This is a genomic window from Luteimicrobium sp. NPDC057192 (assembly GCF_042670205.1).
Lineage (GTDB): Bacteria > Actinomycetota > Actinomycetes > Actinomycetales > Cellulomonadaceae > Luteimicrobium.
In genome coordinates this window covers 46415-62273 of the sequence record NZ_JBHUWD010000014.1, presented here as the reverse complement: position 1 = coordinate 62273, position 15859 = coordinate 46415, and the positions used below count along the sequence as shown (strand labels likewise).

Sequence of the window (15859 nt, the reverse complement as noted above, 5' to 3'; positions counted from 1 at the left end):
TGCCAGGCCCAAGCGCGCCGGTCGGCTGCGTTTGCGCGACCGTGGGCCGCAGTCGAGCCTGGAAGCACCCAGGGGTGCCGAGGCCGGAGGTCCGCCATGACGACGTACGTGTACGACTTCACGCAGGGCGACAAGGACCGGGCCGACCTGCTCGGCGGCAAGGGCGCGAACCTGGCCGAGATGACCCGCCTCGGCCTCCCCGTCCCGCCGGGCTTCACCATCACGACCGAGGCGTGCCGCGAGTACCTCGCCCAGGGGTCCGAGCCGGGCGAGCTGCGGGTGCAGGTGACGACGGCGCTGCGGCATCTCGAGGACAAGGTCGGGCGGCAGCTCGGCACCCGTCGCGACCCGCTGCTCGTGTCGGTGCGGTCGGGGGCGCGGTTCTCGATGCCCGGGATGATGGAGACCGTCCTCAACGTCGGCCTCAACGACCAGTCGGTGCAGGGCCTCGCGGAGGAGGCGTCGGACGAGCGGTTCGCCTGGGACTCGTACCGGCGGCTGATCCAGATGTTCGGCGCGACCGTGCTGGGGATCCCGGCCGAGGTGTTCGCGGCGGCACTCGACGACGCCAAGGCAGCCCGCGGGCGCGCGAGCGGCGACGGGCCGGTCGCCGACGTCGACCTCACGGCCGACGACCTGCGCGCCCTCGTCGACAACTACCGGCGCATCGTGACCGAGCGGACCGGCCGCGACTTCCCCCAGGACCCGCGCGAGCAGCTCGACCTCGCGATCCGCGCCGTCTTCGACTCGTGGAACACCGACCGCGCCCGCCTGTACCGGCGCCGCGAGCGCATCCCCCAGGACCTCGGGACCGCGGTGAACGTCGTGACGATGGTGTTCGGGAACCTCGGCGACGCGAGCGGCACGGGAGTCGCGTTCACGCGCGACCCGGCCACCGGCGCCCCCGGCGCGTACGGGGACTACCTGCAGAACGCGCAGGGCGAGGACGTCGTCGCCGGCATCCGGAACACGCTGTCCCTCGACGACCTGCACCGTATCGACCCGCTCTCGCACCACCAGCTCCTGCAGGCCATGCGCCGCCTCGAGACGCACTACCGGGACCTGTGCGACGTCGAGTTCACGATCGAGCGCGGGCACCTGTGGATGCTCCAGACGCGTGTCGGCAAGCGCACGCCGGCGGCGGCGTTCCGGATCGCGACGCAGCTCGTCGACGAGCAGCTCATCACCGAGGACGAGGCCCTCCAGCGCGTCACCGGCGACCAGCTCGCGTCGCTGCTGTTCCCGCAGTTCGCCCGCTCCGGCGACGACGGCGCCGCGTCCCCGGCGCTCACGACCGGGATGGCCGCGTCCCCGGGTGCGGCGGTCGGGACGATCGTCCTGCGGTCGGCGGACGCCGTCGCGGCCGCCGAGCGCGGCGAGCGCGTCATCCTGGTGCGCCGCGAGACCAACCCCGACGACCTCGGCGGGATGATCGCCGCCCAGGGGATCCTCACGTCGCGCGGCGGCAAGACGTCGCACGCGGCCGTGGTGGCGCGCGGCATGGGGCGGACGTGCGTCGTCGGGGCGGAGGAGCTCGACGTCGACGAGGACGCCGGGAGCGTGACGGTCCGGGCCGCGGGCCGCGATCCGGTCGTGCTGCAGCGCGGCGACGAGATCAGCATCGACGGCTCGACCGGCGAGGTGTTCCGTGGGTCGGTGCCGGTCGTGGCGTCGCCCGTCGAGCGGTACCTCGAGGGCGGCCTCGACGCCGCGCTCGAGGCTGACGGCTCGGGGCGCGGGCTCGACGAGCAGACCGAGAGCCTCGTCCGGTCCGTCGACCGGCTCCTCCGGCACGCCGACGCCCGCCGCCGCCTGCGCGTCGAGGCCAACGCCGACGTGCCCGACGACGCCGCCCGCGCCCGCCGCCTCGGCGCGCAGGGCATCGGCCTGGCGCGGACCGAGCACATGTTCCTCGGCGAGCGGCGCGCTCTGGTCGAGCAGATCGTCCTTGCGGAGGACCTCGCCGAGCGCGACATCGCCCTCGACCAGCTCCTCCCCCTCCAACGCGATGACTTCCGTGGGCTCCTCGAGGCCATGGACGGGCTGCCCGTGACGATCCGGCTCCTCGACCCGCCGCTGCACGAGTTCCTCCCCGACCACACCGCCTTGTCGGTGAAGATCGCCGTCGCGCACGACCGGCGGAACCACGGCGTGCCCGTCGGGTTCGGCGACGAGGAGCTCGCGGCCGACGAGAAGAAGCTCGCCGCGCTCGAGCGCCTCCACGAGGCCAACCCCATGCTCGGGGTGCGGGGCGTGCGGCTCGGGCTGCTCGTGCCCGGGCTGTTCGCGATGCAGGTCCGCGCGATCGTCGAGGCGGCCGTCGGGCTGCTGCGCGAGGGCAAGGACCCGCGCCCCGAGGTGATGGTGCCGCTCGTCGGGTCGGTGCGGGAGCTGCAGATCGTCCGCGACGAGGTGGAGTCCGTCGTGCGGGGCGTCACCGAGCTCGCCGAGGTGGACCTCGACGTGCCCGTCGGGACCATGATCGAGCTGCCCCGCGCAGCCCTCACGGCCCACCGGATCGCGACCGAGGCCGACTTCTTCTCGTTCGGCACCAACGACCTCACGCAGACCACGTGGGGGTTCTCGCGCGACGACGTCGAGCGGACCCTCTTCACCACCTACCTCGACAACGGCGTGCTCACCATCTCGCCGTTCGAGACGATCGACGCGGACGGCGTCGGGAGGCTGGTGCGGATCGCCGTCGACGAGGCGCGGGCCACCAAGCCCGGCCTCGAGCTCGGCGTGTGCGGGGAGCACGGGGGCGACCCCGAGTCGATCCGGTTCTTCCACGACGCCGGGCTCGACTACGTCTCCTGCTCGCCCTTCCGCGTCCCCGTGGCACGCCTGGAGGCGGGCCGCGCGGCGACGGGAGCTGCGCCGTCGTCGACACGGTAGGACGCGCCCGACGACCGGCACGGACCGGGCCGGCACCCGGCGGGCCGGGCCGCGCCGGATCAGTCGTGCAGGATGCGCTGGAACAGGACGTGGTCGCGCCAGCGCCCGGCGATGCGCAGGTAGTCGCGCGCGAGACCGAAGCGCTCGAAGCCCGCGCGGGCGAGCACCCGCTGGGAGCGCTCGTTCTCCGGGAGGGTGCTCGCCTGCAGCCGGTGCAGCGCGAGGTCGTCCCGCGCGATCCCGACGACGGCGCCCACCGCGGCCGACATGATCCCGCGTCCCTGCAGGGCGCGATCGGTCCAGTAACCGAGGTCCGCGGACTCGAACGGCCCGCGCGTGATGCCGGAGATCGTGAGCGTCCCGACGATCTCCTCCCCCGACGCCGGCGTTGGTCGCGCGAGGACGAGCGGGAGCGCCGTGCCCGCGTCAGCGACGGCGAGCAGGCCGGCGATGCGGAGCCTCTGCACGCCCTCGGTCGCGAAGTCGTCGGGGCGCGCGGGCTCCCAGGGGGCGAGGTGCTCGGCGTTGCGCGCGTACGCCACGGCGAGCGAGGCCGCGTCGTCGGACGCGAGCGGGCGGAGGACGACGCCGTCGGGCAGGGACACACGGAGCGAGGTCGAAGCGAGCATCGCTCGATGCTAACCAGGACGCCCGCCGAACCCGCCGATAGACTCCGAAAACCTGACCACCAGCCCGTCCCGGGAGTGTGTGCATGCGCGAGATCGTCGTGTTCAGCGGTACGGCCCACCGGGGACTCGCGGAGGACATCTGCGCGGCGCTGGGTGCCGAGCTGTCCCCGGTGGAGATCACCCGGTTCTCGAACGACTGCCTCCAGGTCCAGCTCCAGGCGAACTGCCGCCAGCGCGACGTCTACGTCGTGCAGCCGCTCGTGCCGCCCACGCAGGACGCGCTCATGGAGCTCCTCCTCATGCTCGACGCCGCGCGGGGTGCGTCGGCCGCGCAGATCACCGCGGTCATCCCCCACTACGCGTACGCGCGCTCGGACAAGAAGGACGCCTCGCGCATCTCGATCGGCGCCCGGCTCGTCGCCGACCTGCTGGTCACCGCCGGCGCGGACCGGGTGCTCACCATGACCCTGCACGCGCCCCAGGTCCACGGGTTCTTCTCGGTGCCCGTCGACCACCTGACGGCGCTCGGGATCCTCGCCGACCACTTCCGCGTGCAGGACCTGACCGACACCGTCGTCGTGTCGCCGGACTTCGGGAACGCGAAGACGGCCAACCAGCTCGCCCGCCTGCTCGGGCTGCCCGTCGCGGCCGGGAGCAAGCGCCGTCTCGGCGACGACACCGTCGTGATCGACACCATCGTGGGCGACGTCGCGGGCAAGCGGGCGATCATCCTCGACGACGAGATCGCGACCGGCGGGTCGATCGTCGAGCTGCTGGACCGGCTCGCCGCCGAGGGCGCCCGTGAGGTGTCGGTCGCGACGACGCACGGCCTGTTCACCGGCAAGGCGCACGAGCGGCTCCGGGACCACCCGATGATCCGCGAGGTCGTCGTGACGGACACCGTCCCGCAGGTCTCGGACTGGCCCGAGCTCACCGTCCTGACGGTCGCCGACCTCTTCGCCGAGGCCATGCGCCGCATCCACGAGGGCGAGTCGATCAGCGGCATGTTCGACGGCGTGGACCCGACGCACGCCCCGCCACGCTCGCGCGGCAGGGCGGCCGCCCGGTCCTGACCCGGCTGCGTCGTCGGGCGGGACGACCGGCGGTCACGGGAGGGCGAGGACCCCGCACAGGGCGGCCATCGCGACGCCCTGGAGGACGAAGCGCAGCGTGACGACGCTCTCCCACCTGTCCTGGAGCGCCCGGGAGTCCGCGGGGACCTCCCCGGCGAAGGCGGCCGCGGTGAGCCGCTTGTTGATGGGCGCCGCGACGACCTTGTAGATCGCCAGCCAGGTGAAGAGCGCGACGGTCGCGACGGCGGCCGCCGCTGTGGCCCAGCCGCGGCCCGCGACGGCGGAGGCGACGCCCGCGAGGACCGTCGCGACGACGCCGAGGATGCCGGGGATCGGGAAGCGGCGGTCGCCGTAGTAGTGGCCGAAGCCGGTGACCGTGACGAGGGTGCGGTCGTCGAGGCGCGCATACGTGGGCCGCAGGACGAGCGCCGCGCTCGCGTCGGTGCCGTAGATCATGCCCGCGCACAGGACGGCGACGACGGCGATGAGGTAGCTGGCGAGTTCCATGGTCGTTCTCCTGTCGAGCGGGTCTATCAGTGCTAGGTACGAGAGCGACACTAACCTGTCAGCACTTCGCTGTCTAGCGCTGCTAGAATCGGGCCATGACCGAGAGCCCCGCGCACCGCCGCCGAGAGCGAGAGCGTGCCGAACGGCGCCAGCTGATCGTCGACTCCGCGCGCGAGCTCGCGGAGGCCGAGGGCTGGGACGCCGTCACCACGCGGCGCCTCGCCGACACCATCGAGTACTCCCAGCCCGTGCTCTACAGCCACTTCGCGAACCGGACGGCGATCGTCGACGCGGTGGCGGTCGAGGGCTGCGCAGAGCTCGCCGACACCCTCCGGTCCGCGAGCGCCGGCGTCACGGACCGGGCGGGGCACGCAGCCGCCGTCGCGCAGGCCTACCTCGACTTCGCCGAGCAGCACCCCGCGGTCTACGACGCGGTGTTCGTGCTCGCGTCCGACCTGCCGTTCGGCACGCCTGACGTGCCTCCCGCGCTGCTCGACGCCTTCGGCCAGCTGCGGGACGCGTTCGCCCCGGACGAGCCGCAGCCCGACGCCGACGTCCTCACCGAAGTCGTGTGGAGCGCGCTGCACGGGCTCGTCGTGCTCGAACGCAGCGGACGGCTGCGGCCCGGGCAGCGCGACGCGCGCCTCCCCCGCCTCCTCGCGCTGCTGGAAACCGCGCGCTGACGCTCCACGGCGCGACGCGCTGCCACCCTTCAGGCCTCGAGCTCCTCCTCGGGGCCGCCGGCCTCACCCTCCGGCGGCCACGGCTCACCCTGTTCGTGGGCCAACGCCCGTGCGCCGTCCCGCGGGTCGCGCCACGCCTGGGACCGAATCCACGCCACCCGCTCCCGACGCTCGAGCACCTCCGCTTCGAACTCCCGGTCTCTCGCGATGCGCCGGAGGTGGTGGCCCGCCCAGGCCCAACCGTGCTCGGCCGCCAGATCCTCGAGCCGCCAGGCCCCGATCTCGGCGCTGAACACCGGGTGCCTGACCCGGCTAGCCGCTCGTCCGTCCGCGAACGCCGCCGCCTCCCGCAGGACCTCCGGCGGAACCCCTTCGTGGATGGGGGTGCCTTCGGCGGGGAACGGAGGCTCGGCCAGGTCGTAGCGTGCGGCCGCCCTGCGCCGCACCTCGAACACGCTGAACACCGCACAACGCGACCACTCGGCGTCCGCCACCGGATGCTCCGTTCCCATGAACCGGAGCATCCCCTCCGGCACCGACAGACTGGCACCGCGGGCCCCGTCCCCTGTCTGTGGTGCGAGGGCTACGGGCGGTCAGTTCGTCTCGGCCGGCTGGATCGCCGGCGCGGCGGGCTCGGCGAGCCAGTCGTTGACGGTCGCCACCGCCCGCGCGGCCGCGGCCCGAGAACGTGTGGTCCACCCGAACAGGGCCAGGGGAAGGATCTCGACCTCCGCGCCACCCTCGTCGCGATAGCGGGGGACGATCGTCGACCAGCCCTCGTTCGTCTCGCCCTCGCCGAGCTCGAGGACGGCGCCCCTCGGGATTGGCTTCCTCCTGCCGGCCCCGTAGAGGAAGACGCCGTCCTCGGTACGGCCGACGCGTGCCCGTGCGAACCGCCACGCCGCGAACAGCATCAGCGGCGTCAGCACGGCCGAGCTCACCCGGTTGGCCGTGTTCCCGGGCATCATAAAGGTGCCTTCGATGGCAGCCACGACAAGCCAGATCACCGCCACGAAGCCCGACCACGGCGACCATACGGTGCGGCGACCCACGAACATGCGCACACAGTAAGGCCTACGTGGGCGGCCGGGGAGAGCATGAGACATGCTGCTCGACGACGTCGCCGCCACGTCCGAGGCCGTCGCGGCCACGAGGTCACGGCTCGCGAAGCGCGCGTCCATCGCCGCGCTCCTGCGCCGCGCCGCCGAGGAGATCCCACCGGTCGGCGAGAGCGAGCCCGGGCCGGACGAGCTCGCCGTCGTCACGTCGTACCTCGCGGGTGAGCTCCGGCAGCGTCGGACCGGGCTCGGGTGGGCTTCCCTGCGTTCCCTTCCTGCGCCGGCCGACGAGGCGACACTGACGGTCAGCGAGGTCGACGCCGCGTTCGAGCGCATGGCCGGCTTGTCGGGGCCCGGGTCTGACACCGCCCGTGCGACGGAGGCCTCGGCGATCTTCGGGGCCGCGACCGAGCGGGAGCAGCGGTTCCTGCGCGGGCTCGTCACGGGCGAGCTGCGGCAGGGAGCGCTCGACGCCGTCGTCGTGGACGCGATCGCCGAGGCATCGGGGGCCACGGCGGACACAGCGCGACGAGCCGTGATGCTCCGCGGCGACACGGGCGCCGTCGCCGTCGCGGCGCTCCGGGCCCCCGACCCTGCGGCGGCCTCCGAGGTGCTCGGTGGCTTCGGGCTGGAGGTCGGGCGGCCCGTGCGGCCGATGCTCGCGCAGTCCGCGCCCGACGTCGCCGCCGCGATCGAGAAGCTCGGCCCGCCCGGGGCCGCGGTGTCCGTCGACACCAAGCTCGACGGCATCCGCATCCAAGTCCACCGCACCGGCGACGACGTCCGCGTCTTCACGCGCAGCCTCGACGACATCACGCCCCGCGTCCCCGAGATCGTGGCCGCCGCCCTCGCCCTGGACGCACGGGCCTTCGTGCTCGACGGCGAAGCCCTCGCCGTGGACGCGTCGGGCACGCCGCGCCCGTTCCAGGAGACGGCGTCGCGGTCAGCGACGCAGGAGGCCGAAGCGCTCGCGGCCGTCGAGCTGACGCCGTTCTTCTTCGACGTGCTGCACGTCGACGGCCGCGACCTCCTGGACGCACCCCTGCGCGACCGCCTCGCCGTCCTCGACGGGTTCGCCGGGCCGTACGCCGTCGGGCGGCTGGTGACCGGCGACGCGGACGCGGCGGGCGCGTTCTTCACGGACGCCGTCGCGCGGGGCCAGGAGGGCGTTGTCGTCAAGGCACTCGACGCGCCCTACGCCGCCGGACGGCGCGGGGCCGGGTGGGTCAAGGTGAAGCCGCGGCACACCCTCGACCTCGTGGTGCTCGCCGTCGAGCGCGGGTCAGGACGGCGGCAGGGGTACCTGTCGAACATCCACCTCGGCGCGCGCGACCCCGACGGCGGCTTCGTGATGCTGGGTAAGACGTTCAAGGGGATGACCGACCAGATGCTCGCGTGGCAGACCGAGCGGTTCCTCGAGCTCGCGGATGGGCCGACCGACGGGTACGTCGTGAAGGTGCGGCCCGAGCAGGTCGTGGAGATCGCGTTCGACGGCGTGCAGCGGTCCACCCGCTACCCCGGCGGCGTGGCACTCCGGTTCGCGCGGGTGCTGCGCTACCGCGACGACAAGACCCCCGCCGAGGCCGACACGATCGATGCCGTGCGCGTGTACGCGGCCGGCTAGGAGAGTGCAGCGCGTGCGGCATCGCGCGGCGTGCCCTCGGCGCGGAGGACTTCCACCGCGCGGGCGACGACCTCGACCGTGTCCTCCTTGAGCAGCACGACGTAGTGCGTGAGGTCGGAGGGCCTCTGAACCGTCCGTGGGAGTGAATCGATGAGTTCGCTTCGTTCGACGCGCCCGGCCCATAGCACGCGGTCAAGGCCCTTGGCGTACAGCCGATGGAACCGAACTCCCTCGTCGTTGGGCGATCCCGTGCACGACCACATGACGCCGGACCATCGCAGGACTACGGATCGCTGGTCGTCGTCGTCCCCGTGCGCGCGTAATGCCAATGTCAGTACGGCATCGACGGCGACGACGACTGCCTCAGGGGCATTCGGTTCCCACCGCACGCCGAAGTCGTGAGCGACTACCTGCTCGGCCATCTAGCGGACGCTAACGCATTCGGACACGCATCATCGGTCGTAGTGACTTCGTTGCGTGCAAGACGTTCAAGGGGATGACCGACCAGATGCTCGCGTGGCAGACCGAGCGGTTCCTCGAGCTCGCGGATGGGCCGACCGACGGGTACGTCGTGAAGGTGCGGCCCGAGCAAGTCGTGGAGATCGCGTTCGACGGCGTGCAGCGGTCCAGCAGATACCCGGGTGGCGTCGCCCTTCGTTTCGCGCATGTACTCCGCTACCGCGACGACAAGTCTGCGGCCGAGGCGGACACCATTGAGACGGTCCGCTCGTTCCGAGCCCCAGGGTCCGCCTACACAGAGAGCGGCGGCTCATAGCGAACGATCACCCAACGCTCGCCTGGACGAAGTACCCGCGGCAGGTGAGACGGCAGGTGTTCCGCGATGTATGACACGTGATGCGTTTGCCAGAAGTCTGCGATGCACTCGGTTTCGGCATCGGAGATCATGCCCAATCTCATCTCGTCGGGTTCGTTAGCGAGCATGAACCGGACAGCCAGCGTCGACTCGCCAAGCAAGTACGCGACTCCACGGATGTCAGCCGACAGCCGATCCCACAACGACCTGGTGATCGAGAAGAGCGCGTCGGCGTGCGTCACAGCGTGACTCTATCCACCGACTTCGGTCGTATGTCACTTTTAACCTGCAAGACGTTCAAGGGGATGACGGAAGCGATGCTCGCGTGTCAGACCGAGCGATTCACGGAGCTCGCCGACGGGCCGACCGACGGGTACGTCGTCAAGGTGCGGCCCGAGCAGGTCGTGGAGATCGCGTTCGACGGCGTGCAGCGGTCGACCCGCTACCCAGGCGGCGTCGCGCTCCGGTTCGCCCGAGTGCTGCGCTACCGCGACGACAAGACCCCCGCCGAGGCGGACACGATCGACACGGTGCGGTCCTACGCGGCGGGCGACTCGCGCGGCGGGTCGGCGTCGGCCGGGTAGGTCAGGCGACCGTCGTCGCCGTGCACCGGCGTCGCACCCCAGCGCCCCAGCTCGTGGGTACGGACCGACCCGGGCCCGAGGACGTGCTGCACGACGCCGCCTCGCGCCGCCACGGTGTTGGCGATCAGCAGCCGGTGGCACCGCCACGGCATCGGTTCAGCGCAGAGGACAACCGTCGGGAGCTCCGCTGCGAGCGTGAGCAGGTGGGCGACGCCGTCCTCGTACGCCGGCGTCAGCGTGTAGTCCGCGTACCCGCGGAAACTCGTGTTGTGCCATCCCGCGTTGAGGTCGCCCGCCTCCGGTCGGCGCGGGCGGTGCCCACCGAGCTCCGGCAGGTGCACGTAGTCGACGTCTGCGTGCCCCAGCCACTCGCGCATGACGTCGCGCGTGAACTGCGGGCTGCGCCGGGAGCTCGGCGCCACACGCACGTCCGCCACGCGTTCGACGCCTGCCTCGCGGAGCATCCCGACGAACGTGTCCTCGGGGCACGTCCAGTGGCCGATCGTCCACAGCTCGTCCGACGTCGCCATTCACTCCCCTCGGCAGGGCCGCGAGCCCAGCGCGGCTCGTGTCCACGCTACGCGGGCTCAGCGCCAGGTCGAGGCCGCCCGCCAAGTCGCCACGCGGCGGGCGACGAGCTCGAACGGGCCGTCCCGACGATCCAACGGCCTCCTGCGCGGAAGGGACCTCAGGAGGGCGCGACCCTCGGTATCGGCGATGCGGGCGAGGTCGTCGCTCCGCAGGAGCTGCCGCAGTCGCGACTCCGTCACCCGTGCGCACGACGCGAAACCGTTGTGGTGCTCGAACGCCCGCCGCTCGCTCTCGGTCGCGTCGGGGCCGACCAGGTAACCCCAGCGCCCCGCCTCCGTCGGCTGGCCGTCACGCCGGTAGGCCTCGGCCAGGAGTCGACGGACCTCGAGATCGTGCGGGTACGTCACGACGAGGCTCTTCAGCCGTTCGCGGGCCGCACGCACGTCACCGGCGGCGAGGTCCGCCTTCGCCCGGGTCAGTCCGCTCACAGCGGGCCCAGCACCTGGGCGGGCTCGGCGTCGAGCGCGAGGGTCTCGAGGACCGACGACAGTGCTCGCTCCTCGTACCGGAAGTGGTTCTCCATGATCGCGGCGATGCCGTCGAGATGCTGCTCGAGCTCCGGCGACGACGACGGCGCGTCCACCGCGCGCTGCAGCCCCGTCACCAGGGAGGCGACCAGCGCGTGGTCCTGCACCAACCGGTCCAGCGTCGGTCGCAGCGACGGGTGCGCGGCCGCGATCGCCGGGAACAGCTCCCGGTCCTCTCCCTCGTGGTGCCCGGTCAGGGCGGTGCAGAAGCCGTGGCAGAACAACAGGAGGTCGCGACTCGCCGCCTCGGCGGGCGCACCACCGGCGAGCGCCTCACGGGTGAGCCGCAGCGCGGCGCGCAGACGCGTGTGGACGCTCCGCAGCTCGTGGTTCCAGGCGACCAGCCTGGTCGTCTCGCCCTCAGTCACGTGAGAGCGAAGGGGACGACGTCGTCATGTCGTTGTCCTTCGGGTTCCGCGCCTCCATGCCTGACACGGTCTGCCACCGGCACGCGACGCTGGCGTCAACGTAGCACCGGGGCGCCGGCCGAACCGTCAACCCACGAGCCCTGGGCGAGCGTCGGACGGCGCACGAACTACCTTGGCGGGCGCGGCGCCGTCGTCGTCGGGAACCGGGGCCCGGCCGGGGAGGGCGAGCTGGACGTGCACGCTCAGCAGGTCGGCGCCGAGGACCCGGACGTTCACGGCGTTGAGGGCCCGCAGCGGGTGCCAGGCGATGACGCTGCGCTGGCGGGCGAGGGCGTCGTCGTCGGGGCGGACGGTCGCGATCCCGTCGACCCAGCGGTGCCGCAGCCCGAGCCTCAGCCGGAGGCGCACGTGCGGGTCGTGGCGGATGTTGCGGACGTAACCGGCGCGTTCGCCGTGCTCGGCGACGATCCACAGCTCGTCGCCGCGCCGGCCGTTGCCGACCGGGGTGCGGCGTGGCTTTCCCGTGGTGCGGCCGCGCGTCTCGAGGATCGCCACCCCGAAGGGGTTGAGCCCCACCAGGAACCCCGCCCGCACGACCGGGTTGACGATCCAGCGCTGGAGGATCCGGACGAGCAGGACCTTGAGCCTCGGGTTCGCCCAGGTCAGGACGAACAGCGCGACGTACACGCCCGTCTGGGCGAGCGGCTGCCACACGGCGCCCGGCTGGAGGAGGAACAGGCCCCAGACGATCGCGGCCGCGACGAGGGTGCCGACGGCGAGCCCTCGGGGGATGTGCGGGACGGGTGCGACGATGGACACGGTGACACTCCCTCGCGTGAGTAAGAGGTTCTTACTTCAGATTGAGGGTGTTACTTAGTGATGTCAACCCCTGGAAGCACGGACGAAGAGAGCCACGTGACCGAGCCAGCTCCCGCGCAGCGCCCGAGCCGCCGCGACCGCTACCGCGCCGAGACACGGGACGAGGCCAAGCGCATCGCCCTCGACCAGCTCGCGACCGGGGGTCAAGCGGCCCTCTCGCTCAACGCGATCGCGCGCGAGCTCGGCATGACCGGCCCGGCGCTCTACCGCTACTTCTCGAGCCGGGACGAGCTCCTCACCGCGCTGATCGTCGACGCCTACGACGACCTCGGCACGACCCTCACCCGCGCCATCGGCCTCGCGGCACCCGACGGGCCCGGCGAGCAGGTCCGCGTCCTCGGCCGCACGATGCGCGCCTGGGCCCTGGCGCAGCCGCACCGCTACCTGCTCCTGTTCGGCACCCCGTTCTCCGGGTACCGCGCCCCCGACGCCGCGATCGAGGCCGCGCAGGCCAGCCTCGGGTCTGTCATGGAGGCGATGGGCGACTTCGAGCCCCGCGAGGGACGACCCGCCGCCCCACCGACGATCCTCGAGCAGCAGCTCGAGCGCGCGCCGTGGATCCCCGAGGAGCTTCGCGGCGCGATCCCCGGCGCCGTGCTGGCCGACGTCATCCTGTCGTGGACCCGTCTGCACGGGCTCATCGGCCTCGAGGTCAACGGACAGTTCGCGACCATGGGGTTCGACCCTGCGCTGCTCCTCGAGCGGGAGCTGGACGCCATCGTCGGCGAAGGCTGAGCGCGCACGACGCCGACGAGCCCTGCGACCGGCCGCGGACGGCGCGGGAATCGGTCGCCCACCAGCCCGGTTGCCGCCGGTATGACGACGACGCAGGGCAGCGACACGACCAGCACTCACCTCGGCGGGCGGTACGGCGTGTGGCGACGGGGCCTCGACCTCGACGGCACGCTCGCGGCCGCCCTGGAGCGGCTCGGCTACGGCGCGGTGTGGGTCGGCGGCTCACCCGACGCGAGCCTCGCCAAGCCGGAGGAGCTGCTCGCGGCCACGCAGTCGCTCGTCGTCGGGACGGGCATCGTGAACATCTGGACGGCGGCCGTCGACGACGTCTCGATGTCGACCCGGCGGCTCCTCGACACGTACGGCGAACGGTTCGTGCTCGGGGTGGGGTCGGGGCACCGTGAGGCGTCCGGCGCGAAGGCAGCGACGCCGTACCAGGCTCTCGTCGAGTACGTCGACACCCTCGTCGCCGACGGCGTCCCCCGGGAGACCGTCGTGCTCGCCGCACTGGGCCCGCGCGTGCTGGGCCTGGCGCGCGACCGTACCGCGGGCGCCCACCCGTACCTCGTCACCCCCGAGCACACCCGGGGAGCGCGCGAGATCCTCGGCGCGGAGCCGCTGCTCGTGCCCGAGCAGCACGTCGTGCTCGACACGGACGTCGCACGAGCCCGCTCGGTGGCGCGCGCCGCCCTGGCGAACTACCTCCGGATGACCAACTACCGGAACTCGTGGCTGCGCCTCGGGTTCACCGAGGACGACCTCGCCGGCGGCGGCAGCGACCGGTTCGTCGACGCGGTCGTCTTCCACGGGACGACGGCGTCGGTCGCGGCGCGCCTCGCCGAGCACGTCGACGCGGGCGCCGACCAGGTGGCCGTCCAGCTCGTCGCCGGGGAGCCCGGCGAGCCCGCCGAGGACGGGTTCGCGCGCCTCGCCGCCGAGCTCGGGCTCGGCTGAGCCGCGGCACGCACGTCGGACGCGGCGTCGGCGGGGTCAGACCTCCGACGCGTGCCCGACGACGTCGCGCCACGAGTGCTGCGGCTCGAAGCCGAGCAGCCGGCGCGCCTTGTCGATCGACAGGAGCGTCTCCGTGCCCTCGAGCGGACGCCGGACCTCGACGTCCGGGAAGACCTCGGCCACCAGGTCCGCTGAGGGCCGCTCCATGACGGTGTCCGCGTTCGCGACGACGAACGCCTCGAACCCCTTCAGCTCGCTCTCGACGGCGAGCCGCACCGCCTGGGCGCCGTCGCGCGCGTCGATGTAGCCCCACAGGTTCCAGCGCCGCCGCGCGGCGTCGGCCTGCCAGGACGGGAACTCGGCGTAGTCCGCGAGCGCCATGACGTTCGAGAACCGGAGCCCGATGATCGACAGCTCGGGGTCCCAGCGCGCGAAGTGGCGGGCCATCTCCTCCTCGACGGCCTTGCCGAGCGAGTAGGTCGAGTTGGGGAGGACGGCGTACTCCTCGTCGACGGGGACGTAGGGCGGCGGGACGTCGAACGGCAGCCCGAGGACGGTCTCGCTGGAGGCCCACACGACCTTCTTCACGCCGGCGATCTTCGCGGCCTGGAAGACGTCGAACGTCGACGGCACGTTGTTGTGGAACGTCGCACCGCTGGTGCGGAGCCCGGGCGCGGGGATCGCGGCGAGGTGCACGACGGCGTCCACGCCGGAGTAGCGGTCGTCGACGCCGGTGAGCAGCTCGACGACCTGCCCGAGGTCGGTGAGGTCGGCGCGCGTGAACTGCCCGGGCTGCCCGGGCGGCGGCGGGACCTGGTCGACCGTCACGACGTCGTACCCGTGCTCGGCGAGGTCGGTCACGACCGCCTGCCCGAGCTTGCCGCTGCTGCCCGTCACCACCACGCGTGCCATACGGCCAGGCTAGCGGCCGCGCTCAACCCCGCCCGAAGACGTCGCGCAGGGCCGGTTCGAGCGTCGGGTGCCGGAACCGCCAGCCGAGGCCGGCGAGCACGTCGGACGTGCAGTGCCGGCCGGTGAGCCCGAGCGCGGGGTCGCTGCGGAGCAGCCACGACCCGAGCCGGGCGACGGGTGCCGGCGTGGGGAGCCCGACCCGGCGGCCCGTCACCGCGCGCAGCGTCGCCATGAGCTCGGCGTTGCGCACGGGCGTGGGCGCCGACGCGACGAGGACCCCGCCCGGCAGGGCCGGATCGTCCAGCCCCAGCGCGCCCCGGACGAGCGCGAGCCAGTCGTCGACGTGGATCCAGCTGACCCACTGCCGGCCCGTGCCGACCTTCCCGCCGAGCCCGAGCCGGGTGAGCAGCTCGAGCCGCCCGACGACCGGTGAGCCGGGCTGGAGCACGAGCGACGTCCGCAGGGTCACGACGTGCTCGGCGTGCGCGCCCCGGACGGCGTCCTCCCAGGGCTCCGCGACGCCCGTCATCTGCGGGAGGCCCGGGTCCGGGAGCGGCGTGCCTTCGGTGATGCGCTGCTCGCCGCCGTCGGACCAGATCGCCGTCGTGGACATCTGCACCCAGCGTGCCACGGGTCGTGACGCGGCCCGGCTCGCGGCGACGAGGGCCCGCGTCGCGTCGACGCGCGACGACCGCAGGCTCGCGACGTTCGCGTCCGTCGGGCGGACGTCCACCAGGCGTCCGGCGAGGTTCACGACCCGGACGGGCCGCGCGCCGTCGTCGAGCAGCGCGGCCCACGGGCCGACGGTCCGCCCGTCCCACTGCTCCTGCCGCACCGCCCACGTGGGATCGGGCCGGCGGGTGAGCACGACGACGTCCGCACCGCGCCCGAGCAGGTCCGCCACGAGCGCCCGGCCGAGGCTGCCGGAGCCACCGGCCACCACCACGCGAGACATTCGTCCAGCGTAGGTGTCGATCGGGCGCGATCTCGTTCGTAGTGTCGGTGAGAGCCGGACCTGCCGGCTCA

General features: G+C 72.9%; 18 protein-coding genes and 2 pseudogenes. 8 read left to right on the top strand and 12 right to left on the bottom strand.

From position 1 onward, the window contains the following. Nucleotides 1-96: 96 nt before the first annotated feature. The gene (ppdK, locus tag ACFT5B_RS08755; protein ID WP_386797607.1) at nt 97-2895 is read left to right on the top strand and encodes a pyruvate, phosphate dikinase; all 2799 of its coding nucleotides are present in this window, start codon (nt 97-99) and stop codon (nt 2893-2895) included. A gap of 59 nt (nt 2896-2954) precedes the next feature. On the opposite strand, the gene ACFT5B_RS08750 is transcribed toward ppdK, so the two are convergent. Then, entirely contained in the window at nt 2955-3524 is a 570-nt protein-coding gene (locus ACFT5B_RS08750) for a GNAT family N-acetyltransferase (protein WP_386797606.1), read from the bottom strand. An 83-nt stretch (nt 3525-3607) separates the two neighbouring features. Between ACFT5B_RS08750 and ACFT5B_RS08745 the strand changes: the two genes are divergently transcribed. Further along, the gene (locus ACFT5B_RS08745; RefSeq protein WP_386797605.1) at nt 3608-4597 is read left to right on the top strand and encodes a ribose-phosphate diphosphokinase; all 990 of its coding nucleotides are present in this window, start codon (nt 3608-3610) and stop codon (nt 4595-4597) included. Nucleotides 4598-4630: 33 nt separating this feature from the next. Here the strand turns inward: ACFT5B_RS08745 and ACFT5B_RS08740 are convergent, their stop codons facing one another. Continuing rightward, nucleotides 4631-5104 carry a DUF1772 domain-containing protein gene (locus ACFT5B_RS08740; RefSeq protein ID WP_386797604.1) on the bottom strand — a complete coding sequence of 158 codons (474 nt, stop codon included), beginning with the start codon at nt 5102-5104 and terminating at the stop codon, nt 4631-4633. Between the two features lie 95 nt (nt 5105-5199). Here ACFT5B_RS08740 and ACFT5B_RS08735 point away from each other — a divergent pair, with 95 nt between their 5' ends. Continuing rightward, complete coding sequence (locus ACFT5B_RS08735; RefSeq protein WP_386797603.1) at nt 5200-5787, top strand: TetR/AcrR family transcriptional regulator; 588 nt, start codon at nt 5200-5202, stop codon at nt 5785-5787. A 29-nt stretch (nt 5788-5816) separates the two neighbouring features. On the opposite strand, the gene ACFT5B_RS08730 is transcribed toward ACFT5B_RS08735, so the two are convergent. Beyond that, nucleotides 5817-6281: a hypothetical protein gene (locus ACFT5B_RS08730; RefSeq protein ID WP_386797602.1), complete on the bottom strand. Its 465-nt coding sequence runs from the start codon at nt 6279-6281 to the stop codon at nt 5817-5819. Between the two features lie 99 nt (nt 6282-6380). After that, nucleotides 6381-6845 (bottom strand): hypothetical protein, encoded by a 465-nt coding sequence (locus ACFT5B_RS08725; RefSeq protein ID WP_386797601.1) that lies wholly within the window; start codon nt 6843-6845, stop codon nt 6381-6383. Nucleotides 6846-6891: 46 nt separating this feature from the next. On the opposite strand from ACFT5B_RS08725, the gene ACFT5B_RS08720 reads away from it, so the two are divergent. After that, on the top strand, nt 6892-8469 hold the full coding sequence (locus ACFT5B_RS08720) for an ATP-dependent DNA ligase (RefSeq protein WP_386797600.1): 1578 nt from the start codon (nt 6892-6894) through the stop codon (nt 8467-8469). Here the strand turns inward: ACFT5B_RS08720 and ACFT5B_RS08715 are convergent. Further along, complete coding sequence (locus ACFT5B_RS08715) at nt 8466-8891, bottom strand: hypothetical protein (RefSeq protein ID WP_386797599.1); 426 nt, start codon at nt 8889-8891, stop codon at nt 8466-8468. The genes ACFT5B_RS08720 and ACFT5B_RS08715 overlap by 4 nt on opposite strands. Before the next feature lie 59 nt (nt 8892-8950). Here ACFT5B_RS08715 and ACFT5B_RS08710 point away from each other — a divergent pair. Then, nucleotides 8951-9244, top strand: a pseudogene (locus ACFT5B_RS08710) (ATP-dependent DNA ligase); the annotation flags it as partial. Here ACFT5B_RS08710 and ACFT5B_RS08705 read toward each other — a convergent pair. Then, the gene (locus ACFT5B_RS08705; RefSeq protein WP_386797598.1) at nt 9220-9525 is read right to left on the bottom strand and encodes a hypothetical protein; all 306 of its coding nucleotides are present in this window, start codon (nt 9523-9525) and stop codon (nt 9220-9222) included. The pseudogene ACFT5B_RS08710 and the gene ACFT5B_RS08705 overlap by 25 nt on opposite strands. Nucleotides 9526-9573: 48 nt before the next feature. Here ACFT5B_RS08705 and ACFT5B_RS08700 point away from each other — a divergent pair. After that, nucleotides 9574-9867: pseudogene (locus tag ACFT5B_RS08700) on the top strand (ATP-dependent DNA ligase); the annotation flags it as partial. Here the strand turns inward: ACFT5B_RS08700 and ACFT5B_RS08695 are convergent. From ACFT5B_RS08695 to ACFT5B_RS08680, 4 genes are all read right to left on the bottom strand, one after another. After that, the gene (locus ACFT5B_RS08695; RefSeq protein WP_386797597.1) at nt 9822-10397 is read right to left on the bottom strand and encodes a DUF488 family protein; all 576 of its coding nucleotides are present in this window, start codon (nt 10395-10397) and stop codon (nt 9822-9824) included. The pseudogene ACFT5B_RS08700 and the gene ACFT5B_RS08695 sit on opposite strands and share 46 nt — an antisense overlap. 57 nt (nt 10398-10454) lie before the next feature. Beyond that, complete coding sequence (locus tag ACFT5B_RS08690) at nt 10455-10886, bottom strand: DUF6584 family protein (RefSeq protein ID WP_386797596.1); 432 nt, start codon at nt 10884-10886, stop codon at nt 10455-10457. Then, the gene (locus tag ACFT5B_RS08685; protein WP_386797595.1) at nt 10883-11353 is read right to left on the bottom strand and encodes a hemerythrin domain-containing protein; all 471 of its coding nucleotides are present in this window, start codon (nt 11351-11353) and stop codon (nt 10883-10885) included. The genes ACFT5B_RS08690 and ACFT5B_RS08685 overlap by 4 nt, the downstream gene beginning before the upstream one ends. Before the next feature lie 126 nt (nt 11354-11479). Next, entirely contained in the window at nt 11480-12172 is a 693-nt protein-coding gene (locus ACFT5B_RS08680) for a nitroreductase/quinone reductase family protein (protein WP_386797594.1), read from the bottom strand. Between the two features lie 96 nt (nt 12173-12268). Between ACFT5B_RS08680 and ACFT5B_RS08675 the strand changes: the two genes are divergently transcribed. Together ACFT5B_RS08675 and ACFT5B_RS08670 are read left to right on the top strand one after the other, a co-directional pair. Then, on the top strand, nt 12269-12967 hold the full coding sequence (locus ACFT5B_RS08675) for a TetR/AcrR family transcriptional regulator (RefSeq protein ID WP_386797593.1): 699 nt from the start codon (nt 12269-12271) through the stop codon (nt 12965-12967). Nucleotides 12968-13048: 81 nt separating this feature from the next. Further along, on the top strand, nt 13049-13921 hold the full coding sequence (locus ACFT5B_RS08670) for a TIGR03620 family F420-dependent LLM class oxidoreductase (RefSeq protein WP_386797592.1): 873 nt from the start codon (nt 13049-13051) through the stop codon (nt 13919-13921). Nucleotides 13922-13957: 36 nt separating this feature from the next. Here ACFT5B_RS08670 and ACFT5B_RS08665 read toward each other — a convergent pair whose 3' ends face one another. Then, complete coding sequence (locus ACFT5B_RS08665) at nt 13958-14833, bottom strand: NAD-dependent epimerase/dehydratase family protein (protein ID WP_386797591.1); 876 nt, start codon at nt 14831-14833, stop codon at nt 13958-13960. 22 nt (nt 14834-14855) lie between these two features. After that, on the bottom strand, nt 14856-15788 hold the full coding sequence (locus ACFT5B_RS08660; RefSeq protein ID WP_386797590.1) for an epimerase: 933 nt from the start codon (nt 15786-15788) through the stop codon (nt 14856-14858). Between the last annotated feature and the right edge of the window lie 71 nt (nt 15789-15859).